Origin of the sequence: Chryseobacterium takakiae, from assembly GCF_900129385.1 — a bacterium.
Taxonomy (GTDB): Bacteria; Bacteroidota; Bacteroidia; order Flavobacteriales; family Weeksellaceae; genus Chryseobacterium; species Chryseobacterium takakiae.
In genome coordinates this window covers 40,849-62,726 of the sequence record NZ_FQVO01000017.1, presented here as the reverse complement: position 1 = coordinate 62,726, position 21,878 = coordinate 40,849, and the positions used below count along the sequence as shown (strand labels likewise).

At 36.5% G+C, this 21,878-nt stretch carries 23 protein-coding genes; 10 read left to right on the top strand and 13 right to left on the bottom strand.

Annotated elements, in window-relative coordinates; genetic code table 11:
- Window positions 1-162: 162 nt before the first annotated feature.
- The 4 genes from BUA76_RS17230 to BUA76_RS17215 all read right to left on the bottom strand — a co-directional run bounded on the left by BUA76_RS17230 (window position 163) and on the right by BUA76_RS17215 (window position 6,323).
- Complete coding sequence (locus tag BUA76_RS17230) at window positions 163-975, bottom strand: hypothetical protein (protein ID WP_072886021.1); 813 nt, start codon at window positions 973-975, stop codon at window positions 163-165.
- Window positions 976-1,347: 372 nt separating this feature from the next.
- Entirely contained in the window at window positions 1,348-3,024 is a 1,677-nt protein-coding gene (asnB, locus tag BUA76_RS17225; protein ID WP_072886020.1) for an asparagine synthase B, read from the bottom strand.
- Between the two features lie 319 nt (window positions 3,025-3,343).
- Complete coding sequence (locus tag BUA76_RS17220; protein ID WP_072886019.1) at window positions 3,344-5,008, bottom strand: GLPGLI family protein; 1,665 nt, start codon at window positions 5,006-5,008, stop codon at window positions 3,344-3,346.
- Window positions 5,009-5,117: 109 nt separating this feature from the next.
- Window positions 5,118-6,323 carry an RsmB/NOP family class I SAM-dependent RNA methyltransferase gene (locus BUA76_RS17215; protein ID WP_072886018.1) on the bottom strand — a complete coding sequence of 402 codons (1,206 nt, stop codon included), beginning with the start codon at window positions 6,321-6,323 and terminating at the stop codon, window positions 5,118-5,120.
- Between the two features lie 205 nt (window positions 6,324-6,528).
- Between BUA76_RS17215 and BUA76_RS17210 the strand changes: the two genes are divergently transcribed.
- Entirely contained in the window at window positions 6,529-6,873 is a 345-nt protein-coding gene (locus BUA76_RS17210) for a zinc ribbon domain-containing protein YjdM (RefSeq protein WP_072886017.1), read from the top strand.
- Between the two features lie 391 nt (window positions 6,874-7,264).
- Here the strand turns inward: BUA76_RS17210 and BUA76_RS17205 are convergent, their stop codons facing one another.
- The gene (locus tag BUA76_RS17205; protein ID WP_072886016.1) at window positions 7,265-8,200 is read right to left on the bottom strand and encodes a sulfate/molybdate ABC transporter ATP-binding protein; all 936 of its coding nucleotides are present in this window, start codon (window positions 8,198-8,200) and stop codon (window positions 7,265-7,267) included.
- Between the two features lie 85 nt (window positions 8,201-8,285).
- Between BUA76_RS17205 and BUA76_RS17200 the strand changes: the two genes are divergently transcribed.
- The 4 genes from BUA76_RS17200 (at window position 8,286) to BUA76_RS17185 (ending at window position 12,540) form a co-directional block, all read left to right on the top strand.
- Window positions 8,286-8,945, top strand: coding sequence for a YceI family protein (locus tag BUA76_RS17200; protein ID WP_072886015.1), 660 nt, complete (start codon window positions 8,286-8,288; stop codon window positions 8,943-8,945).
- A gap of 150 nt (window positions 8,946-9,095) precedes the next feature.
- On the top strand, window positions 9,096-10,106 hold the full coding sequence (locus BUA76_RS17195) for a phenylalanine--tRNA ligase subunit alpha (protein WP_072886014.1): 1,011 nt from the start codon (window positions 9,096-9,098) through the stop codon (window positions 10,104-10,106).
- 78 nt (window positions 10,107-10,184) lie between these two features.
- Window positions 10,185-11,906, top strand: a complete 1,722-nt coding sequence (locus tag BUA76_RS17190; protein WP_072886013.1) for a sensor histidine kinase — start codon at window positions 10,185-10,187, stop codon at window positions 11,904-11,906.
- Window positions 11,896-12,540, top strand: a complete 645-nt coding sequence (locus BUA76_RS17185) for a response regulator transcription factor (RefSeq protein ID WP_072886012.1) — start codon at window positions 11,896-11,898, stop codon at window positions 12,538-12,540. The genes BUA76_RS17190 and BUA76_RS17185 overlap by 11 nt, the downstream gene beginning before the upstream one ends.
- Window positions 12,541-12,834: 294 nt before the next feature.
- Here the strand turns inward: BUA76_RS17185 and BUA76_RS17180 are convergent, their stop codons facing one another.
- A complete protein-coding gene (locus BUA76_RS17180) occupies window positions 12,835-13,605 on the bottom strand; it encodes a DUF3108 domain-containing protein (RefSeq protein ID WP_072886011.1) in 771 nt (256 codons plus the stop codon).
- Between the two features lie 157 nt (window positions 13,606-13,762).
- Between BUA76_RS17180 and BUA76_RS17175 the strand changes: the two genes are divergently transcribed.
- Entirely contained in the window at window positions 13,763-14,818 is a 1,056-nt protein-coding gene (locus tag BUA76_RS17175) for an NAD(P)/FAD-dependent oxidoreductase (protein ID WP_072886010.1), read from the top strand.
- 71 nt (window positions 14,819-14,889) lie between these two features.
- Window positions 14,890-15,219, top strand: a complete 330-nt coding sequence (locus tag BUA76_RS17170; protein ID WP_072886009.1) for a 2Fe-2S iron-sulfur cluster-binding family protein — start codon at window positions 14,890-14,892, stop codon at window positions 15,217-15,219.
- A 57-nt stretch (window positions 15,220-15,276) separates the two neighbouring features.
- On the opposite strand, the gene BUA76_RS17165 is transcribed toward BUA76_RS17170, so the two are convergent.
- The 7 genes from BUA76_RS17165 to BUA76_RS19320 form a co-directional block, all read right to left on the bottom strand.
- Entirely contained in the window at window positions 15,277-15,663 is a 387-nt protein-coding gene (locus BUA76_RS17165) for a lipocalin-like domain-containing protein (RefSeq protein ID WP_143149939.1), read from the bottom strand.
- Window positions 15,664-15,676: 13 nt separating this feature from the next.
- The gene (locus BUA76_RS17160; protein WP_072886007.1) at window positions 15,677-16,258 is read right to left on the bottom strand and encodes an LOG family protein; all 582 of its coding nucleotides are present in this window, start codon (window positions 16,256-16,258) and stop codon (window positions 15,677-15,679) included.
- 290 nt (window positions 16,259-16,548) lie between these two features.
- A complete protein-coding gene (locus BUA76_RS17150) occupies window positions 16,549-16,782 on the bottom strand; it encodes a hypothetical protein (protein WP_072886006.1) in 234 nt (77 codons plus the stop codon).
- Between the two features lie 115 nt (window positions 16,783-16,897).
- The gene (locus BUA76_RS17145) at window positions 16,898-18,343 is read right to left on the bottom strand and encodes an aminoacyl-histidine dipeptidase (RefSeq protein WP_072886005.1); all 1,446 of its coding nucleotides are present in this window, start codon (window positions 18,341-18,343) and stop codon (window positions 16,898-16,900) included.
- An 82-nt stretch (window positions 18,344-18,425) separates the two neighbouring features.
- A complete protein-coding gene (locus tag BUA76_RS17140) occupies window positions 18,426-18,917 on the bottom strand; it encodes a hypothetical protein (RefSeq protein WP_072886004.1) in 492 nt (163 codons plus the stop codon).
- A 17-nt stretch (window positions 18,918-18,934) separates the two neighbouring features.
- The gene (locus BUA76_RS17135; protein ID WP_072886003.1) at window positions 18,935-19,540 is read right to left on the bottom strand and encodes an LURP-one-related family protein; all 606 of its coding nucleotides are present in this window, start codon (window positions 19,538-19,540) and stop codon (window positions 18,935-18,937) included.
- Window positions 19,541-19,662: 122 nt separating this feature from the next.
- A complete protein-coding gene (locus BUA76_RS19320; RefSeq protein WP_178337359.1) occupies window positions 19,663-19,818 on the bottom strand; it encodes a hypothetical protein in 156 nt (51 codons plus the stop codon).
- A gap of 80 nt (window positions 19,819-19,898) precedes the next feature.
- On the opposite strand from BUA76_RS19320, the gene recR reads away from it, so the two are divergent.
- The 3 genes from recR to BUA76_RS17120 are packed head-to-tail and all read left to right on the top strand — an operon-like array spanning window position 19,899 to window position 21,875.
- Window positions 19,899-20,513, top strand: a complete 615-nt coding sequence (gene recR / locus BUA76_RS17130; protein WP_072886002.1) for a recombination mediator RecR — start codon at window positions 19,899-19,901, stop codon at window positions 20,511-20,513.
- A gap of 22 nt (window positions 20,514-20,535) precedes the next feature.
- Window positions 20,536-21,327, top strand: coding sequence for a glycosyltransferase family 2 protein (locus BUA76_RS17125; protein WP_072886001.1), 792 nt, complete (start codon window positions 20,536-20,538; stop codon window positions 21,325-21,327).
- On the top strand, window positions 21,324-21,875 hold the full coding sequence (locus BUA76_RS17120; RefSeq protein ID WP_072886000.1) for an acyltransferase: 552 nt from the start codon (window positions 21,324-21,326) through the stop codon (window positions 21,873-21,875). Before BUA76_RS17125 ends, BUA76_RS17120 begins: the two co-directional genes overlap by 4 nt.
- The last annotated feature ends 3 nt before the right edge of the window (window positions 21,876-21,878 follow it).

Genomic DNA, 21,878 nt, shown 5'->3' with positions numbered 1-21,878 from the left:
GGAATTATTCCAAATTTTATTTGGTTCAAAGAATTAAAATGGTAGTGTTTACAGCAATATTTATTCCTTTGGATTTATTTATATTAAGAAATCAGAATTACAAAGCTTTTATAACTTTAAAATCAATAAAAAAAGTCCTGCATTTTCGCAGGACTTTTGATTTTATTTTCTTGGTTTTTCAACCCCTTTCCACTCTTCACCGGCTTTTCTATACTGGCTCAGCTCAAAGGTTTTGAAATCTTTTGTTTTGTACTCAATGTTGTCTGTATTTTGCTCAAACGGCATGATGTAATAATATTCCGCATCTGTTCTGTCTGTTTTTGTTCCTTTTTTTACGGAAGGAACATATTTTGAGAATTTATAGCTCGGGAGATACTGCTTTAATCTTGCATAGAAAGCTTTATTCTCTTTTTCATCCGGAATGATGCTTACGATGTTGAAATCGTCTTTCTTTTTATCGATCCATAGATAATACGTTGTGTCTTCTCCCGTATTTCTGTTATTGGAATTGAAAGCAAAGAGTTCTTTCGGTACCAGCTCCTTGATTTTTTCAGCATCAACTTTGGTATAATATTGTCCTTTGGAAGGATCTACATACGTTTCAAGGTTGTACATCAAAACGGAATTGTTTTCAAGATTTTTATTTTTGAAATATTGATTCAAAGATAATTCTGCAGTTTCTCTCAGCTCTTTTCCTCTGTCGTCAAGCTTTTTAGTGAAATTCTGAGGGTTTACCTTCTTTACAAATTCATACAAAACCTTTGGCTTTATTTCTTTCAGGTGAGGATACGTTTTCAGCTGCTCTGCTTTTACCAGCCAATAATATTGTTGATAAAAGTCTTCTTTATCAGCATCCTTCACACTTTTATACACCATTGCAAGTTTTTTGGAGCTAAGATATTTGCCGTATTTTCCCTGTCCGAAAGCCAAAGTCATGGTTAACAAAGCAAATAAGATAGTAATGTTTCTTCTCATTTTTTTATAATTGATATTTTCGTTTTCCAAATATAATTATTTATTAGATAATATTTTTGATTAACGGTTAAATTCTGACATTATTATTAAGGTTAATTCAAAAGAAAATCCTGTATTGCTACAGGATTGATAAATTTTACAATTTTGGGCCAAAGAAAATGAATATAATTCATGATTGATCAGATCACCATTCGTATGATGTGAATGGTCAATTCCTGCGGGGTAATGGTCAATCTTAATTATTAAATTCATCTGCAAAGCAAATCCACTATTCACCTTTCACGGTCAATGGTCAATTTGGTTGAGTCAATAGTAAATTTAATTTACCAAAAAATCATTTGCGAAGCAAAATTCACTATTGACCATTCACTTCTAAGCTTCGCCGTATGACGTTTCATGCACTTTTACGGCTCTTCCGCTTGGATCGTTCATGTTTTTAAAAGCTTCATCCCATTCCAGGGCAATAGGAGTGGAGCAGGCTACGGAAGGGACTGAAGGTACGGTTGCGGCGGCTGTTTCACTTGGGAAATGTTCTTCAAAAATTGACCGGTAACGGTATTCTTCTTTATTCTGAGGAGTATTCACGGGAAATCTGAATCGTGCATGTGCCATCATTTCATCCGTTATTTCTTTTTCAGCAACAGCCTTTAATGTATCGATCCATGAATAGCCCACCCCATCCGAAAACTGCTCTTTTTGCCTCCAGGCAATGGATTCCGGAAGAATGTCTTCAAAAGCTTTTCTCAATACCCATTTTTCAATCTTTCCTTCGGCAGCATTTACCATTTTGTCTTTTGGATTAATGGTCATGGCAATATCCATAAATTCTTTATCTAAAAAAGGAACACGCCCTTCAATACCCCAGCTCATCAACGCCTTGTTGGCGCGGAGGCAGTCGTAAAGATGCAGTTTTCCTAATTTCCTTACAGTTTCATCGTGGAATTCTTTTGCATTAGGAGCTTTATGAAAATATAAATATCCACCGAATAATTCATCAGAACCTTCTCCCGAAAGAACCATTTTGATTCCCATTGATTTGATGACTCTTGCCAGTAAATACATCGGTGTAGATGCTCTTACCGTGGTAACATCATAGGTTTCCAGGTGATAAATTACATCACGGATCGCATCAAGACCTTCCTGAACGGTAAAGTTAACTTCATGGTGAACAGACCCGATGTGTTCTGCTGCTTTTTGGGCGGCCGCCAGATCAGGGGAGCCAACAAGTCCTACTGCAAAGCTATGCAGTCTTGGATACCAGGCTTCCTGCGTGTCTCCGCTTTCTACTCTCTGTCTTGCGTATTTTGCAGTAACCGCAGAAATTACGGAAGAGTCTAAACCGCCGGAAAGAAGAACTCCGTAAGGAACATCACTCATGAGTTGTCGGTGTACCGCATCTTCCAGTCCTTTTCTTAATGCATCGATGTCAGTATCATTATCTTTAACAGCATCATAATTTTCCCAGTCTCTTTTGTACCATTGCTGGAGTTCGTTTCCGTCTTTGCTGTATACCAAATGGCCCGGTAAAAAGGTTTCAATTTTTTTGCAGATGCCTTCGAGTGCTTTCAGTTCGGAAGCTACATAATAGTTTCCGTTTTTGTCCCATCCCTGGTATAGCGGGCAGATTCCCATATGGTCGCGGGCGATGAGGTAAATATCGTTTTCGGTATCGTACAGGGAAAAAGCAAAGATACCGTTTAGTTTTTCTATAAAATCTTTTCCGTACTTTTTGTACAGTGCTAAAATCACTTCACAGTCAGACTGTGTCTGAAATTCATAATCCGGAAACTCTTCTTTTAATTCTCTATGGTTATAAATTTCCCCGTTTACGGCAAGAACAACTTTTCCGTCTTTGGTAAAAAGTGGCTGCTTTCCGGAAGTAGGATCTACAATAGCGAGCCTCTCATGAGAGAAAATTGCTTTTTCATCCTGAAAGACCCCGCTCCAGTCCGGACCGCGATGACGGATTTTCTTAGACATTTCAAGAACCTGAGGTCTTAATATTTCAGTTTTTTGTTTAGCGTCAAAAAGACATACAATTCCACACATTGTTTTATCATTTAATTTTAAACAAAAGTATTGGTGTGGTTTATAATAAACAACAAAAAAAATCATTAAGTGTATATTTTTAACTTAATGATTTATTATTTAGTAAAATTTTAATTATATATAAAATTTTATATGATTTTAGTTAAATTTTTTCGTTGGTAATATCTGATAAAACATATACAAAATTAAAATTGAATATTTATTAATGTATGATAATTAATTCCAAAAATTTTTCCCATTACTTTGTGGCTCGAAATAATTTTTTTTCATCATTTGTGTTTTTACCTTCTTGCAGATCCAATTTGCGAGAAGGTTTTTTTTATTCATTCCCCAGCAGAACGCCTGAAACATTCCAGGAACTGAAGCTGTTTCCTTCGGTTGGCCCCTGAGGAATTTTAACCTGAATCGTATGTTTTCCGGCTTTAAGATCTCCGAGAGAAATAAAGTTAGGGTTTGTAACGGTTCCGGGACACCAGTTGGAACGGCTCAGGTCTGATGAAGAAAGTCCGTCTCCAAAATTTCCGGATGCCGGATTGTAAAGGCGGTAAGAACCGCAGTCTGATCTCCAGGGGATAAAAGAAAATACCATTTTTTCGTCTAATAAGATCATATTGGTTTTCGGGACAAATTCATCACCGTTTTCCCAGCCTCCGTGACCAGTGGTAATGTATCTCAACTGTGTGTTTTTCAGATCCTTTTTCAATGTAAATTCTACCTGCAAACCTTTATCCTGATTGAACATGGTAGAATAGTCCTGTCCTGCCATTTCCATAATATTAAGGGTGTTGAATAAAGGAATCACCGTATTGTTTTTATGAATATTCTGGTCGCTTTTATGAATGGTGATTTCCAGGCTTACTTTATGGCCGCCTTTATCATAGTTTCCTATAAAAGTTCCGATCCACAATTCTTTTTCACTTAAATCAGGTTTCAGTTCCGTAATGTCCTGCCGGTATGGACTGGTTGTCTGCCATGTTTTATCTTTCAGCTGAAGATTATTGAATTTGTTAATTCCGAAAGCGGTAAAGAAACGCATCATTTCTACAGCCGGATTATAATTTTCTGTTGCCGTAACGCCGAAATACTGCTTCCCGTTTCCATTTTCATAAGCAGGAAGTTTTTTTACACCATTTTCCAGTCCGTCCAGAAAAGAGTCTTTTTTATCCTGCGGAATAAAGAATACCGTTCCGGTTCTGTCGTAGGCATCGCCATTAGACTGTTGCTTCAGCTCAACGAAGATATTATCGCCTTCCATTATTTTTGGAAATTTGATTTTTTTAAGGATAATGGTTCCGTTGGCAAACCTTTTTATCTCATTGTCTGATTTTGAATCTCCGGAAAAGCTGATGGTTTCGTTTTCAAAAACTTTTAATGTGGTGAATCTGCTTTTCCAGAGCATATCTTTGTAGCCCAGCTGATCCGTGGAAGCAGCCTGGCTGCTGAGAATTTTATCTATATCTGTTTTCTTAACTTTTTTAATTGAACTGGCGGATAAAAGGGAATTTTTATTTCTTTCAATTTCCAGTACAAAACCTAAATTTTGTCCCAGCACAGAAGGTCCGCCGTTAATTTTAAGATCATGGGTATACCAGATTTCAATGGTGTTGGAGTTGATTTTGGTGATTGCTTTTTTACAGGTATAGCCCAGAATCTTTTTTGTTTCATTGGTGAATTCAAAGGTTTGTTTTGCGACCGATTCTGCATCGGAAGTAGAAATAATTTCGTCCGGTTTTAAAAAGGCATAGGAAATTATTGTATTGGAAGGCTTTTCAATTTTAGTAATCTCAAATGGAAATTCTGCTTTTTGTTCCCTGATTTTAGTATTCAGAATGAAATTTTCCTTTTCATTAGCCCAGACTAAAACTGGATTCTGATCCGGGATTACTTTTCCGTTGTAAGAACTTGTATACTGAACTTCATAGGTTTGTGAAAAAGACAGTAATGATAATACAATAAAAAAACTGAGTAAAATTCTTTGATGCATGTGGATTGATCGTTTTCACAAAGATAGATTTTAAATCTATTTCAAGAATGCTCAAATAAAAAACTACCCTGATTTCAGGGTAGTTGTATTTGTTCGTATGTCAAAAGTTTTATGAAATTCTTTCAATCAAAGCCATGTAAAATCCGTCGTAGCCTTCGCTGGGCATTACCTTTTCATCCTTGATCATTTTGAAATTCGGATTATTTTTCAGGAACTCTTCTACCTGTTCATTATTTTCGGAAGGTAAGATAGAACACGTTGCATACACCATTTTCCCTCCTTTTTTCAGCATTTTAGAATAATCCTGAATAATCTGCTGCTGTTCTTTTTTGATGCGGTCTATAAAATCCTGATCAATTTTCCATTTGCTGTCCGGATTTCTTTTTAGAACACCAAGTCCTGAACAAGGAGCATCAATCAATAAACGGTCCGCTTTATCGTGAAGCCTTTTAATTACTTTGTTATCTGTAATCAGACGGGTTTCAATATTATGGGCCCCAGCTCTTTTGGCGCGGCGTTTCAGTTCCGCCAATTTCCAGTCGAAAATATCTAAGGCGATGATTTGTCCTTTATTACCCATTAATGCTGCAAGATGCAGTGTTTTTCCGCCGGCTCCGGCACACGCGTCAACCACGCGCTGACCTTCTTTTACATCAAGGAAATACCCGATTTTTTGTGAAGAAGCGTCCTGTACTTCAAACAAACCTTCTTTAAAAGCAGTAGTAAGAAAAACATTTTTTTTCTCTTCCAGCTGAACGGCGTCCGGATAATTTCTTACCGGATAAGAGGTGATATTTTCGTCTGCAAGATCAGAAATAAGTTCTTTAGTTGTGGTTCTTAAAGAGTTGGCTCTCAATACTGTCGGTGCCTGTTCATTTAGGGCATACATCTCCTTTTCCCATTTTTCGCCCAGTTCTTTTTCAAGAGTTTCGGCAAGCCATTCCGGAATAGAATGCTCAATGGCTTTTGTCGGAACGGTCCCTTTTTTAAGTTTGGTAAGAATATCGGCAATTTTTATTCCGTCAAATTCTTCAAATTTTTTATAATTGGTTTTGCTCCACAAAAGATAGGCAATCATCAGTTTATAGACGTTGCTGGGCTTAACGCCTTCTCCCATGTAGTATTCAAGGCGCTTTTTCCAACGGATGATATTGTAGAAAATCTCAGAAACAACGGCTCTGTCCTGGCTTCCCCATTTTTTGTTTGCTTTTAGAAGTCTTTCAATTACTTTATCGGCATATTTATTTTTCTCAAAAAATGTTTCCTGTAAAGCATCGTGGATACCGATGGCTAAGTTTCTGTGAATAAGTTCCATAATGGGTGCTGCTATTTTGAATCTGCAAAAATACGAATTAAAGTTGAGAATGTCAGGCTGAAAGTTTTAAGGCCTATAAATAAGAATTAAAACAAAATTTATTATTGGTATTTGCAGTCCGGATTCTATATGTTCAGGATATATCTCATGCTTTTAGATTTTAATTAAAAACATTAAAAAATTACCTTTGCAAAAAATTAATACAATGAGTGATTCTGTACTTTGCCCGAAATGCGGCTCCGAATTTACCTATCCTAGCGATAATCTAATGGTGTGTTCCCAATGTTTTTATGAATGGAATCCAGAAGAAGTAGCTGCAGGTACACCGGATTCAGGAAAAATTTTAGATTCTAACGGCAACGAACTGCAAGACGGAGACTCGGTGGTGGTGATTAAAGATCTTCCGGTGAAAGGAGCGCCAAAGCCCGTGAAGGCAGGGACGAAAGTTAAAAACATCCGCCTCAGACCGGACAGCGATCATAATATTGACTGTAAAATTGATGGATTCGGTGCGATGGCCCTGAAATCTGAATTTGTAAAAAAGGCATAAAAAAAGGAAAGAATTGGACAGTGTAATCTTTCAAAAAACTAGATTGCAGAACTGCTAATTTTCGTTTTAGGAGGCAGAAAGAGAATTAACCAAAAATTTCCTTATGCTGTGGAAGTACAAATGTAAGAAAAAGTTTTAAACGGCCTTCTTACATTTGTACTTTTTTTATACACAATGTCACAATAAGTATTGGGAAATGTGCGCATTATAAAATAACAATGAAGTCATAAGAAGCAATGTATTTTAATTGTTAAGGAGCTTTTCCGGCTCTCGCTACTCGCTTTTTCCTTTTTAGGGCTGCGGCGGCGAAGCCGCCGCAACCCTAAAAAGGAAAAGAGCTCAAACATGCCGCTTGATCCGGGCTAAATGGAAGTCTGCCTGATCCACCAAATCAATAAAAAGAAATATGAACGGGATCTTCAATTTTTTGATCGGTGTAGATTATAATTTCTTTATTTTTCGCTTTCACTTTATTCCAGTAGTGATTTCCTGCAAAACGGCTTTCCAGGACTTCAGCTTTAATGCCGCTTTCAGAGATTTGTATTTCTTTGGGATAAAAAGAAAATTTCGGAAGCTGAAAATCGGCAATTTCATCTGTGTTAAAAATATTCACTTCACCGAAAAGTTTTGCCACATAAGGATTATAAGGACTTTTAAAGATCTCTTCAGGATTTCCTTCCTGAATGACCGCTCCGTTTTGCAGGACGATAATCCCATCTAGCCAAGGAATAATATCCTGGAGCTCATGCGTTGAAATAATCAGTGAAATATTTTGCTGCTTTACATACCGGAATAATTTTTCCCGGAGTTCAATTTTTCTCGGAAAATCAAGATTACTGAAAGGCTCATCAAGGATCAGCAGTTTCGGAAGAACGGAAAGTGCCCGTGCTATAGCCACCCGCTGCTGTTGTCCGCCGCTCAGGTATTTCGGAAGAACATTGGCGAATTCTCCAAGTCCAACTACTTCAAGAAGTTCTGTAACCGTTTCTCGCTTTTTTGCCAGATTAATATTTGAAATAAATTTTCCTACATTTTCAGCCACCGTGGCGTAAGGCATGAGATCAAAATTCTGGGCAACAAATTTCATTTTAGCTTCACCGGGAACGAGGTTTCCTTTAGGCCCAAGCAATTGTTCACCATCAAAAACAATAGTACCACTCTGCCAGTCGAGAAGTCCGTAAATCAGGCTTAGCAAAGTCGACTTTCCGCAGCCGCTTTCCCCTGCAAGCGCAATGATTTTCCCTTCGTCAAAACGCAGGTTAAAGTTCTGAAACAAAGGTTTTTCTATAGAATATGAAAAGAATAGATTATTTATTTCTAATAGCATAATACAAATGTAATGAATTGAAATCTTTCTAGGAAAGAACAATTTTTTTTATTATTTTAGCGGGAGTAACAAAATTTAAAAAATTATGAAAAGAAAACTATTTTCAGTAGTTTTTTCTGCCTTTCTGGCTTCATTTATTATTGTTTCCTGTAAAAAGGAAAAACCTGTAACAGGTGAAAGTAATGATGTGGTAACTGCTAAGGATGGTGCCCAGTTTACAGTGGATACTTTAAACAGCAAAGTAGAGTGGAAGGGATATAAAATATTTAAATCTGAAAGTACAAGCCATTTCGGGATCATTAAATTCGAAAGCGGAGATGTAACTGCAAAAGACGGTAAGCTGCAAAGCGGAAAATTTGTAGCGGATATGACTTCTCTCACTTCTGAAGATCTTAAAAAAGATGCCGCCCAAATGGAAAAACTTAACGGCCATCTCAAAAGCGGAGACTTTTTTGAAGTAGAAAAATTTCCTACAGCATCTTATGAAATAACAAAAGTTTCTCCTCTGGCAGAGGGTGATTACAATACCGTACTGGACGGGAATTTAACCATAAAAGGCATTACCAAACCAATGCAGTTCAAGGCGAACGTATCCGTTAAGGATGGTGTGGTAAGTATTGCTACGGAGCCTAAAGATATCAGCAGGAAAGAATTTGGAGTTGAGTTTCAGAGTCCTGTAGAAAACGGAGTGATTAAAGATGAGATCACACTTCAGATCAACGTGAAAGCATTGGAGAAAAAATAAGAATAATGCGATCTGTTTAGAAAAATAATGTATTTGCGTGAAAAAGTCATTGAAATCTGCTCTTAACAGGAGCGGATTTTTTTAACAATTAAGGAAAAATATTTCGCCGAAAAACCGTATTTTTGCAAAACATTCTGAAAGGGTAAAACAATGATAGAAAAGATAGAAGAGTTACTGGTTGAAGTAAACAGCTTCAATGCTACATCAAAAGAGGAGATTGAAAACTTCCGTATCAAATACAATGGAAAGAAAGGAATTCTGAATGATTTTTTTGAAAAATTCAAAGAAGTTCCTAACGACCAGAAGAAAGATTTCGGACAAAAGATCAATACTCTGAAACAGGCAGTTAATGTGAAACTGGAGGATTTGAAAAATGCTTCAGTATCTTCTGTTGTATCTGAAAAAGAAGATCTTACGAGACCTGCTTTTCCGCTGGAACTGGGATCGAGGCATCCTATTAATCTCGTGAAAAACAGAATCATCGAGATTTTTAAATCTATTGGTTTTGCTGTGGCAGACGGGCCCGAAATCGAGGACGACTGGCATAATTTTACTGCCCTGAATCTTCCGGAATACCATCCTGCCAGAGATATGCAGGACACCTTTTTTATTGAGCAGAATCCTGATATTCTTTTAAGAACACATACTTCTTCGGTACAGATCCGTTATATGGAAGAAAATCAGCCGCCTATCAGGATCCTTTCTCCGGGAAGGGTTTTCAGGAATGAGGCAGTATCCTCAAGGTCACACTGTATTTTTCATCAAATCGAAGGTTTATATATTGATGAAAATGTAAGTTTTGCAGATCTTAAACAGACAATTCAGTTCTTCACAACAGAGCTTTTCGGAAAATCAAAAATCAGATTGAGACCTTCCTATTTCCCTTTTACGGAACCAAGTGCAGAAATTGATGTATACTGGGGATTGAATTCTGAAACCGATTACAGAATTACAAAAGGAACAGGCTGGCTTGAAATTATGGGCTGCGGAATGGTTGATCCTGCTGTTTTGAAAAATGTAAATATAGACCCGGAAAAATATTCCGGTTATGCCTTCGGAATGGGTATTGAAAGAATTGTAATGCTGCTTTATCAAATGAGTGATATCAGAATGTTTTTTGAAAATGATATCAGAACACTGGAGCAGTTCAGGAGTCTTTAAGAAAATTAAATGAAATATATGAAATCCCGTAAATTATTTTATGGGATTTTTTATTATTTTTACATTTAAATTAAACAGATGGTTGAAAAAATAAGTTTTAGATTAAGGAAAATCATTCACTATTCTTTGATTTTATGTATATTACTTATACAGTTTCTGATTGCAGGTTTTTTCTACAATGAATTCATTACAAAGAAAAATTTAAAGTTTATTGAAAGTCAGCTAAAAGAAATTCATTCTCTGGAAAGGCTCACGGATAATTCTAAAAAAGAATTGTTGAGTGCACAGGTTGACTTTCAGAAATATATTGTGAATAATGATGAAAGATATCTGGATTCATACTTTAAATCGCTACATAGACTTGACAAGAATCTGGACAGTATCGACAGCTATAAAAATAAATACCCCAACTTAAAAAACATACTGATTTTAGAAAATAAAAATTCTCCAAAGGTCCAAAAGCTGAAAATCTTCATTGATTCGGTGCGTGAATATTCTACCAATTCAAGCCTCAAAGGACAGCATGTCTTTCCTGAAATCAGAAAGTATGATCTTGATTATAATTTTGATAAGTTTAATGTAGAAACAAAAACCTATTCTGATACGATAAAGAAAAAGAAATTTTTCGGACGTTTAAGAGATGCAATATCCGGAAAAGAGAATGTACGCAAGGATAGCATTGTTGTAACCATGAAACAGGGAATTAATCCCAATACAGCGCTCTTAAAATCTGAATTCGACAGTATTTTGGACGTAGTTAATAATCATTATAAGGTACAGGTTAAATATATACAGGCCAATGCCTTGCGCAAAGATAATAGTGATATCGCTTCATACGAAATATTCGGTAATCTGCTGATGTATGGAAATAGTGTCATGAATATTTATGACTATGCCATCAAGAACTCTCGGGCAGATCTCGAAAAGGAATATTACAGACAAAACTCTGTAAATAACCGCATCAGAATGAATCTTATTTTCGGAGCAATGATTCTTATGCTTATAATATCTGTTCTTATTATGATGCTTACAGGTATCGCCTTTTCTTATGAGAAGAAATTAAAGGCAGCAAATCTTCAAATTAAAGCAAATCTTGAATTTAAGAACCGGGTTTTGGGAATGTTAAGCCATGAGCTAAGGGCTCCGCTGAAAATTATCGGTATTCTTATTAACAGAATCAGTGAGAAAACGGATGACAGAGAAATCAAAGAGTACCTTAAATCTATTGGCTTTACCAGTAATACATTATTGTTACAGGCAAATCAGATTCTGGAATATACCAAAAACCAGCATGTAAAAAATAAACTCATTCCGGTCACTTTTAATCTTGACAGCCAGATCACATCTATATTAAACTCCATTGAAAATTATATAAAAACCAGAAACAATAAATTTGTGGTGAATAAAGCGATCAAGCCGGACCTGATGGTGTATTCGGACAATGCTAAAATCAGCCAGATTTTTATGAATATTTTGGGCAATGCCAATAAATTTACAGAGAACGGAGAAATAACGGTTACTGTAAAAACTGAAAGTAATGAAGAATCTGTAGTTACTTTAACGGCAGAAATTCTTGATACCGGAGTTGGAATCGCAGAGTCTGATCTGAAAAAAATATTTGAGCCTTATTATCAGGGTGTTCTATCAGATGATATCGAAAATATCGGTGCAGGTCTGGGACTGAATTTATGCAAGGAACTGATAGAGCTGTACGATGGGCAGATCTCAGTTCAAAGTGAACCCGGAAAAGGTACAAAGGTTTATTTTTCTCTTAATTTAAAAGTCAACTATGATAAATAAGGATGAAGAAAAACTATTGTTCCTATTGGCTGATGATCATATGCTCATTCGGCAGGGAATGATATTTGTACTGGATGCTTCGGGAATTAATTATAAAGCCTTTCATGCTTCAAATTTCAGGCAGATCAGAGAATGTATTAATGATAATCCCATTCATATCGCAATAATCGATGCTCATTTTCCGGAAGGAAACAGTCTGCAGATAATATCAGAAATCAAGGAAAAAAAACCGGAAATTAAAATTCTCATTTTTTCCGGAATTGATGAAAATATACATGCTCTTAAATACCTGAATGCAGGAGCAGACGGATTCCTTAGTAAACTCAGCGATGAAAAAGAAATAGAAGAGGCAATATGTTCAATAATTGAGAAAGGCGAATATATTTCTCCCGTAACAAAAGCCCTGCTGATGAATTCACTTAGTAATCGCAATCTGGTTAATCCACTGCTGTCTTTAACAGAGAGAGAACTTGAAATTGCGCGCATGTATGCTGGAGGTTACGGTAATCTCGAAATTGCAAATATGCTGGACGTGAAGCAAAACACCATCAGTACAATTAAAAAGAGAATATTTAAAAAGCTTAAAATTGAAAATATCGTTAAGCTGATTGAATTAGTTAAAAATCATTCCTAATCTGTTGTAGAAAAATATCTACAATTTTGTCGATATATATCTAATGTTTTTTGATGATTTTATATTCATAGTGCAATATCTTTGTACCATAATAATCAGCTGATATTAACCCTGTAAAACAATCTTTGATTCTGAGAACACAAATGATGAAATAAAAAAAAGAATCAAGGATTAAAAAACGCAAATGATGATTTAGTATATCTTCGGGGAAGTGGATTTGCTTATTATCAAATGCAAAAAAAGACCTCCGGAATTTTCGGAGGTCTTTCTTTATTACTGATTGGTATTCAGGATTTATTTTATAAATTTTAACGGGTATTTTACATTACTGTAACCATCTATACTTGCTTTTAAGGATCCTACCGCAAGCTCAGCTTTCAGAAGCATCGGAAGATGATTTGCATCATTGGAAACCCACATGACAACGCCTTCTTTTTCTTTAAAAACCCTTCCACTTTTTACGGATGGAATAATTTTTAAACAATTAATAGTACCAAACTTAGTCTTAAGATTTTCTGTTCCGGTAACCTTTAGCTGAAAAGGAAACATTTCATCATCAATCCATACATTCATATTTATTACCGTTCCTACCTTTAGTTCTGAAACACTTTTGCTCCTCAGATAATAAAAACAAGAAAGCATATCCTGTACTCCTCTCACGGATTTTAAAACTTTAGAACCATTGGCAGGTGTTTTTTTATCCGTAAGAACCAATGTATTATTATCATGATTAAAAGTTGTCTCAAGATGCTGACGATAACTTCCTTCTTTTACATTTCTAACATAAAAACTCGGAAGTTCAGTATTCATATTAATATAACTTTCATAAAGGTCATCAACTTTAAAAAATGCTCTCACAGCTCCTGTTGTCTGGCCGGTTCCTCTCACATACAAATGCGGAACTCCTCTGTAGGCTGTTTTTTTTGCTGTTAAATTAGCCGTTCCCGCATTGAGAAAACCGTAATGGATTCGCAGGCTAATAGATTCACCATCTGCAATATTGGTGATCTGGCTAAAACTTAATGTAAACAGAAACACCAAAATAATACTCAAAAATTTTTTCATACTCAAAATTTTACAAAAACATTGCCAAATAAAAATAACTCCGGATTTCAAAATCTATTTGATAAATCTCAGTTTTTTATTTAGACTGAATTAAATATGCTTCGCATTAAAATTAGTAAATTTGCAGCCACAAGTATAATTAAATTATCTTATTATTATGATAACGACCGATATATTGATCATAGGAGCCGGGCCTACCGGGCTTTTTGCTGTATTTGAAGCAGGTTTACTAAAAATGAAGTGCCATATCATTGATGCGCTTCCACAGCCCGGAGGACAGTTGGCCGAGCTTTATCCCAAAAAACCTATTTTCGATATTCCGGGTTATCCATCTGTAAATGCAGGAGAACTTATTGATAATTTGATGGAACAGATTAAACAGTTCCAGCCTGGATTTACCTTAGGGGAGACCGCTGTTTCCTACACAAAAGTTGATGACGAATGGTTTGAAGTAATTACCAATAAAGGAACTGTTCACCGCGCAAAAGCAATTGCCATTGCAGGAGGATTAGGAACTTTTGAGCCCAGAAAACCTGCCATTGAAAACATCGCCGATTATGAAGAAAAAGGACTTGAATATTTTGTAAAAGAGCCTGAACATTTCAGAAATAAAAAAGTAGTGATCGCAGGAGGTGGCGATTCTGCGCTGGACTGGAGTATTTTCCTTTCCAACGTGGCAAGCGAGGTAACGCTGATTCACAGAAGAAACGAATTCCGTGGCGCTTTGGATTCCGTGGAAAAAGTGCAGGATCTTAAAAATCAAGGAAAAATAAAATTAATTACCCCTGCCGAAGTTACTGCTGTTAAAGGTGACGGGAAAGTGGAAGCAATTACAGTAGCTATCGACGGGCAAGACCCATACGATATTGAAACAGATTATTTTATTCCTTTATTCGGACTGACTCCAAAATTAGGAGAGATCGGAAACTGGGGACTGAATATTGAGAAAAACGCAATTGTTGTCAACAATGCTTTAGATTACCAAACAAATATCGACGGAATTTATGCCATCGGAGACATCAACACCTATCCTGGAAAACTAAAACTTATCCTTTGCGGTTTCCACGAAGCTACCTTAATGTGTCAGAGTGTTTATAACAGGCTGAATCCGGGTAAAAAATTCGTTTTAAAGTATACAACAGTAAGTGGAGTAGACGGATTCGACGGAAGCCGAAAAGAAGCCGAAAAAGCAGTTGTGAAAAAAATTGACTAAATTTGTTGCCTGTTGGCGGTTCAATGTTAAAATAACCGCCACCAACCATTAACAAAGAATTATCAATTAAAATGAGTGATATAAATATAAAAATCACCGACCGGGAAGGCGTTACCCATGATGTGGTAGCTCCCACCGATATGTCGATGAATCTGATGGAGATTATTCGTTCGTACGAACTGGCAGAAGAAGGAACTATTGGCGTATGTGGAGGAATGGCGATGTGCGCTTCCTGTCAGGTTTACGTGGTTAATGATCCGGGACTGGAAGAAATGGGAGCTGAAGAAGATGCAATGCTTGGAGAAGCTTTCCATGTGCAGGACAACAGTAGATTGGGATGCCAATTGCATATCGTTCCCGAAATGGAAGGGCTGGAAGTGGAAATTGCTCCTTATCCTTAAAAATTTTTTAATCTAAATATAAAATTCCCGAAGATTATTCTTTGGGAATTTTTTTATCTAATTTCTTCTTTGATATCCTAAATTAGGCACTAACATCCCTTCTTCTTTTAATTCTAATCTGTCATTATTCAATCTCATTATCTCATACAAAAGAGAGACTTTATTTGAAAAATATAAAATCAGATTGTTTCCAAGAATAACCCATTTTCCTTCAAATTTGTCTAATTTATTTTTAGCAGAAAATGTGTTGTCTTCAAACTCTATAGAATTTAAAAAAATCTTATTGCTGGTTTTGATATTAATTTCAGGAAGAATAGGAAATGCAATTGTATCATCAAAGACTTTAAAGTCCCATTTCCCTTTTATTAAATTCTTTCTATCTTGTTTTTGGCTCATTAGAAAGCTACTCAGAAAGATAAAAAAGAAAGGAAATATTTTTTTCATAGCTTACATCATTTTAAACTTCATCCTTAGAAATCCATTTTCCCACCCTCGGAGCTTTATAATTTCTCATCATTTCCAGCAATTCATCAATATTATTACTGATCAGCAGCATATCGCGGTTAATTTGTTTTAAAAATCCTTTTTCCACCATATTCTGAACAAGGTTTATTAAATCATCATAAAATCCGTCAATATTAAGAATGCCGATCGGTTTTTGATGAAGGCCAAGCTGTGCCCAGGTAATCATTTCAAAGAACTCTTCCAGCGTACCGTAACCTCCCGGAAGTACGATGACACCATCGCACAATTCATTCATTTTGGTCTTTCTTTCGTGCATGGTTTCCACCAGCATTAGTTCGGTAAGCTGGTTATGGGCAATTTCTTTGGATTGTAGAAAATAGGGAAGAACACCCAACACTTTTCCGTCTCCGGCCAATGCACCATCGGCAACGGCTCCCATAAGGCCTACATTTGCGCCGCCATAAACCAATTGTATATTATTTTTCGCCAGCGTTTGTCCGAGCAGCGCTGCCTGCTCTTTATAAATATCTTCCGAACCAAAACTTGATCCGCAGAATACGGTGATGCTTTTCATTGTTAAGATTAAAATTTTCTTTTTTGAGGAGACTGTCTGTTTGAAAAGAAAGATAAGATTTCAATATTACATTTTATTATACGATAATACATGGTATTGAATTCGAGAATGACTGCCTTATGAATATTTTTCCCTTCGGATTTTGGAAATATATTCGGATTTTGAGAAATAATTTTGGTAATACTTTCAAGTTTATGAACAAATTTCTTGATTTCTTTATCTGTAAAATTATTTTGAAGATATTCTATTGTCTGTCTAATTCATTCAGAGCATTGGGAGTCCAAAAAATTTTATAACCATTTCCCATACAATTTTCTGGCCTCAGATTGGGGTTTTAATTGATCGTTATCTGCTTCGGATATTCCTTTTTCGATTGACATTTTTTCTTCTTCCGAAATAGAATCCCACCAGTCTTTCGTTTCTTCTTTTCTGAACTGAATTAATTTTTTTATAATAGAAGTGTCCTCCAATGTTGATAACCATTGAATTAATTCAAGTTTTTCACTAAGAGTCTGCGTGTTCATAATTTGTATTATTTATTCAAATTTATAACTTTTATATTGAAAATAATAATGCTTTAAAATGAAAAATATCCAAAATCAAATAATTTTGGATATTCAATATAGCAATTTTACAATGTTATTTTAAAGGAATATTTGCTAAAATATCTTTCGTAAAGCTCCAGAATTTCTGTGCAGAAGGAATATTCGCTTTCTCATCAGGCGAATGTGCCCCTCTGATCGTAGGCCCGAAGCTCACCATTTCCATATCAGGATAATTAGCTCCGATGATTCCACATTCAAGACCGGCGTGGCAGGCTACAACATGAGGTTTGTCACCGAATTTTTCAGTATAAATTTTTTCCATCAGCTTTACAATTTCCGAGCCGGGTTTTGGTTTCCATCCGGGATATGAACCACTGAATACCGTTTTCATTCCCGCAAGGTCTGCCACGGATTTTAGCTGCTCCGCTACAGAATCTTTTGATGACTCTACGGAAGATCTTGAAAGGTTTAAAATCTTTAATGCGCCTTCTTTTAATTCTACTCTTGCAACGTTGTTGGAAGATTCCACAAGATCTTTTACATCAGGACTCATTCGGTAAACACCATTGTGAAGTGACTTCAGTGTTAAAATAATTTTTCTTGAATCTTCCTCGGAAAGAGCTTTTTCCGACGTGGTTGAATTTTCAATGTTGATATGAAGATTAGGTTCTACGGTTGCGAACTCTTCAAGAATTTCTTTTTTCAATCCGTTAGATATCTCTTCGATGAATTCCTGTGCATTTCTTACGGAAACAATCGCTACCGCTTCTCTTGGAATGGCATTTCTCAGTCCGCCGCCATCTATGGAAATCAGCTGGATATTTTCTTTTTCGAGTGCTTTATAAAGAATTCTGCCCAGAATTATATTGGCATTACCGAAACCTTTGTGGATATCCATTCCGGAATGACCACCCTGAAGGCCTTTTATTTCAACTCTGATGATTTGTCCTTTTGCAACTTCCGTATTATAGTCCTGTGAAATAGTAACGTCAATGCCGCCGGCACAGCCAATATCAATTTCGTCGTCTTCTTCTGTGTCCAGGTTGAGGAGAATCTGCCCGGTCAATTGTCCAGGTTTTAAGCCTAGAGCTCCTGTCATTCCGGTTTCTTCATCGATCGTAAAAAGAGCTTCGAGATCAGGATGCGGAATATCCTTGCTTTCCAGGATTGACATGATCGTGGCGACGCCAAGTCCGTTATCAGCTCCCAGAGTGGTTCCTTTTGCTTTTACCCAATCACCGTCCACTTCCATTTTGATACCTTCTGTTTCAAAATCGAAATTTACGTCGTTGTTTTTCTGGCATACCATGTCCAGGTGTGACTGAAGAACTACCGATTTGCGGTTTTCCATTCCCGGTGTTGCCGGCTTTTTGATGATCACATTACCAACTTCATCAACAGTGGTTTCCAATCCTAAGTTTTCACCGAATTCTTTGATGAATGCAATTACTTTTTCTTCTTTTTTTGAGGGTCTCGGAACAGCATTCAATTTGGAAAAATTCTTCCAGATAATCTGCGGTTCTATAGTAGATAGCTCCATTGAAATTTATTTTTATCAAAATTACAAAATAAAAAATGCTTCCGGATGATCGGAAGCAGTATTTTTACCGGCATAGGAAGCTTTAGCATCCGCATTCACCGTAGATTGGCATTTTAACGACCGTTCCGTCCGGCTTTTCAATGGTGAGGATTCCTTCAAACAACAATGCTTCTTCACCTTTTATTTTTTTACCTTTTACGGAAATTTTATAATCATCATTTTCAATTTCCTTGCTTAGCTCTTCATCAACTTCCATATCACTTGAAGAGATCAGGTTTAAAGCGATTCTTTTACCGTCGAGTTTCATGTATGCGGTTTTCCCGGCATCATCAGCGTAAATATATTTTTCGTCCAGGAAATCTGCTTTGCTTTTGGCAAAATAGCATGAACATTCCTTGATTTCCGAAGGAAAAGGGAAGGTTTCGACAGCGATTTTCTTTGATGAAAGATCGGTAGCTGTACTATCTTTAACTATGTTAGAAGAATCTGCTGAAGCGGCATTCTGAGATCCCTGCTGTTCTTTTTTACAGGCAACTAACAGAAAAGCTGAAAAGAAAATGATAAAATATTTCATTGTTTACGGTATATTAGTTATCCTCTTGCTCTCTCAAGAAGTGTCATCATCAATAAAGAAAGGATTACAAGGCTTTCTTCTTCATCATCAATATCGATGATGCGGTCAAGCTGAAATCTTCTTCCGAAAAATGACGGCATTTTTTTTAGTTTAAAATATTCTTTTCCGTCAATGCCGGTCACAGTGTAAGACGGGTTCAGGAAGTATCCTGTAAATGCACCGATAAGCGGGATTTCACCTACCAGGTGGTCAAAAAAACGTACCCATGCACTGTCTTCCTGAATTTTGAATTTCGGCTGATCATTGGCATCCAGAACGTCATAGCTGGCTTTCCAAAAAGAACGCATTCCTTTTCTGGCCATTCTCCCGAAGTTTCTTCCGGTGGCAATTTCAGTTAAAGAATAGGACGCATTAAAATCAATCCACTGATTGGCTTTGATCCTGAAAAGTTCTTTGGATTTGCTTTCATCATTAAAAACAATAACATCTTCCTTCAGCTTAAACATTTTCTGGCGGACATACGCTACGTAGTTACCATTTCTGTCCGTGATGTTAAAATCACTGGCCAATGTTGTAATCTTAAATTTAAAATCCAGTGGATAATTTAAATTGTTAAGTACCATTTCGTTTATTTTTCAAGTTAATATTTAGTGGATCAAAGATAATATTAATTGCTTTAAAACAGGGGGTATCTTAACTTCATTTAATTTAAAAAGTAATTATTTTATGAACATTTAAGATTAATTTAGGCTAAAATCTTGAAAGCTTCTTTCACCCGTGTACCAGGTTTTCCGGTAACCTTGAAAGTCTCCTGCACCCCTGCGACAAACTTTCCGGAGACCGGGAAAGCTCCCCGCACCCTGGTAACAACTTTTCCGGTAACCGGGAAAGTTCCTTTCACCCTGCGGCAACCTTTCCGGAAAGAGAATTGCTTCGGAGCATTCTGAAAATATTCTGAATCTTTTTACTTATTTTTGTGTTATGGATTACCCTAGTAAAGTTTTGGCAAAAGCAGTGGATGAAATTTCCGGCCTCCCGGGAATAGGCAGAAAAACGGCATTGCGTTTAGCGCTGCATTTATTGAAGCAGCCGGCCTCCCGATCAGTAAGTCTGGGAAATTCTCTCATCAGTCTGGTGAATGATATCAAATACTGCAAAGAATGTCATAATTTTTCAGATTTTGAAGTGTGCGAGATCTGCAGCAATCCGAAAAGACATGACGAGCTGATTTGTATTGTGGAAGATGTACGCGACGTGATTGCGATTGAAAATACCGGGAAATATACCGGGAAATACCTGATTTTAGGAGGTAAAATTTCTCCTATGGAAGGTGTAGGACCCAGCCAGCTGAACATTCCGAGTATCGAAAAAAAAATCAGTGAAGGAAGGGTGAAAGAATTTATTTTTGCCCTGAGCGCAACGATGGAAGGCGATACTACAGCCTATTATATTTATAAAAAATTTAAAAATTTCAATATTAATTTTTCCAGCATCGCAAGAGGTATTTCTGTTGGCGACGAATTGGAATACGCCGATGAGATATCGCTGGGAAGATCAATCATCAACAGGCTTCCGTATAATGAAGAGAAGTCATAATCTTATATAAAGTATTTAGAATATGATCTCTGTAATAATTCCTATGTTTAATGCTGAAAAAACGATAATCCGGGCCCTTGATTCCGTAAGAAATCAGGATTATGATCTTGATCAGTTTGAGATCATTATCATCAACGACGGGTCTGCGGATAACAGCAAAACACTTGTAGAAAACTACAGAGATATTCATCCTGAAATGCATATTAAGATCATCAGCCAGGAAAACGGCGGGGTTTCCAAAGCCAGGAATGCAGGTTTGAAAGCAGCAACCGGCAACTATATTGCCTTTCTGGATTCTGATGATGAATGGCTTCCTGCAAAAACTCAAAAGCAGATGAGGTTCCTGGAAGATAAAACTCTGAATGTGGATTTCATTACCAGCCTCAGAAACGGCGAAAAAATATGGTTTCCCTATAAAAAAAACGCAATCAATCTTGCCAAAATTACCCTCAGGAAATTATTGTTAAGAGTGGATGGGCAGACTTCCACAGCAATATTTAAAAAGAAAGTTCTCGAGAATACCGGTTTTTTTGATGAAAATCAGCAATACTCTGAAGATGCCAATTACTGGATGAAAATTTCCAAAAACAATTCAATGTACATTCTCGGAGAAGAGCTGGTATTTACAGGCGGGGGAAAAAGATCTTTCGGAGTATCCGGACTTTCTGCCAATCTTCCGGAAATGGAAAAAGGCATACAGAAAAACCTTCACGAAATGTATCTCTCAAGAAGAATTCATTATTTTGAATATATTTTATTTTTTATATTCTCAAAATTGAAATATATTGTACGGATTTTTAAAACCAAGATATGATCTATAAAATCTTTTGGGCAATACGGGCAGTTATCTATGCTCCCTTTTTCGGAAAGTTCGGTTTCCCTTCCTATTTGGGCAGACCGATATTCCTGATGGGTACCCGAAATGTTTTTATAGGTAAAAAAGTGCGTATCTTTCCGCATCTCAGAATGGAAGTTCACCGTAAAGGAAATATACATATTGAGGATGATGTGGTGATTTCCCAGAATGTGCACATTACTTCTGCCGGAAATCTTACCATCGGGAAAAGTTCGCTGATACTGGCCAATGTTTTTATAACCAATATTGACCATGATTATCAGGAACTAAATCAACATATCGTAAAGCAGGAATACCTAGTTAATGAAACGATAATCGGAGAAAACTGCTATATCGGGATGGGTGCAGCCATCATGGCAGGAACCAAGCTGGGAAAGCAATGTATTGTGGGAGCAAACTCCGTTGTGAAGGGAGCATTTCCGGATTATTGTGTCATTGTGGGAGCACCTGCCAAAATGGTAAAAAAATATAATTTCGAAACCCAAAAATGGGAAAAAGTAAAATAACAA

What these genes read in the sequence shown, in the direction of transcription:
- BUA76_RS17140 (WP_072886004.1), bottom strand. Translation starts at nt 18,917, where the DNA reads ATGAAATATTTTATCATTTTCTTTTCAGCTTTTCTGTTAGTTGCCTGT.
- BUA76_RS17190 (WP_072886013.1), top strand. Translation starts at nt 10,185, where the DNA reads ATGGTTGAAAAAATAAGTTTTAGATTAAGGAAAATCATTCACTATTCT.
- BUA76_RS17215 (WP_072886018.1), bottom strand. Translation starts at nt 6,323, where the DNA reads ATGGAACTTATTCACAGAAACTTAGCCATCGGTATCCACGATGCTTTA.
- BUA76_RS17195 (WP_072886014.1), top strand. Translation starts at nt 9,096, where the DNA reads ATGATAGAAAAGATAGAAGAGTTACTGGTTGAAGTAAACAGCTTCAAT.
- BUA76_RS17200 (WP_072886015.1), top strand. Translation starts at nt 8,286, where the DNA reads ATGAAAAGAAAACTATTTTCAGTAGTTTTTTCTGCCTTTCTGGCTTCA.
- BUA76_RS17230 (WP_072886021.1), bottom strand. Translation starts at nt 975, where the DNA reads ATGAGAAGAAACATTACTATCTTATTTGCTTTGTTAACCATGACTTTG.
- BUA76_RS17165 (WP_143149939.1), bottom strand. Translation starts at nt 15,663, where the DNA reads ATGAAAAAAATATTTCCTTTCTTTTTTATCTTTCTGAGTAGCTTTCTA.
- BUA76_RS17145 (WP_072886005.1), bottom strand. Translation starts at nt 18,343, where the DNA reads ATGGAGCTATCTACTATAGAACCGCAGATTATCTGGAAGAATTTTTCC.
- BUA76_RS17210 (WP_072886017.1), top strand. Translation starts at nt 6,529, where the DNA reads ATGAGTGATTCTGTACTTTGCCCGAAATGCGGCTCCGAATTTACCTAT.
- BUA76_RS17180 (WP_072886011.1), bottom strand. Translation starts at nt 13,605, where the DNA reads ATGAAAAAATTTTTGAGTATTATTTTGGTGTTTCTGTTTACATTAAGT.
- BUA76_RS17160 (WP_072886007.1), bottom strand. Translation starts at nt 16,258, where the DNA reads ATGAAAAGCATCACCGTATTCTGCGGATCAAGTTTTGGTTCGGAAGAT.
- asnB (WP_072886020.1), bottom strand. Translation starts at nt 3,024, where the DNA reads ATGTGTGGAATTGTATGTCTTTTTGACGCTAAACAAAAAACTGAAATA.
- BUA76_RS17175 (WP_072886010.1), top strand. Translation starts at nt 13,763, where the DNA reads ATGATAACGACCGATATATTGATCATAGGAGCCGGGCCTACCGGGCTT.
- BUA76_RS17135 (WP_072886003.1), bottom strand. Translation starts at nt 19,540, where the DNA reads ATGGTACTTAACAATTTAAATTATCCACTGGATTTTAAATTTAAGATT.
- BUA76_RS17185 (WP_072886012.1), top strand. Translation starts at nt 11,896, where the DNA reads ATGATAAATAAGGATGAAGAAAAACTATTGTTCCTATTGGCTGATGAT.
- BUA76_RS17205 (WP_072886016.1), bottom strand. Translation starts at nt 8,200, where the DNA reads ATGCTATTAGAAATAAATAATCTATTCTTTTCATATTCTATAGAAAAA.
- BUA76_RS17120 (WP_072886000.1), top strand. Translation starts at nt 21,324, where the DNA reads ATGATCTATAAAATCTTTTGGGCAATACGGGCAGTTATCTATGCTCCC.
- BUA76_RS17220 (WP_072886019.1), bottom strand. Translation starts at nt 5,008, where the DNA reads ATGCATCAAAGAATTTTACTCAGTTTTTTTATTGTATTATCATTACTG.
- BUA76_RS17125 (WP_072886001.1), top strand. Translation starts at nt 20,536, where the DNA reads ATGATCTCTGTAATAATTCCTATGTTTAATGCTGAAAAAACGATAATC.
- BUA76_RS17170 (WP_072886009.1), top strand. Translation starts at nt 14,890, where the DNA reads ATGAGTGATATAAATATAAAAATCACCGACCGGGAAGGCGTTACCCAT.
- recR (WP_072886002.1), top strand. Translation starts at nt 19,899, where the DNA reads ATGGATTACCCTAGTAAAGTTTTGGCAAAAGCAGTGGATGAAATTTCC.
- BUA76_RS17150 (WP_072886006.1), bottom strand. Translation starts at nt 16,782, where the DNA reads ATGAACACGCAGACTCTTAGTGAAAAACTTGAATTAATTCAATGGTTA.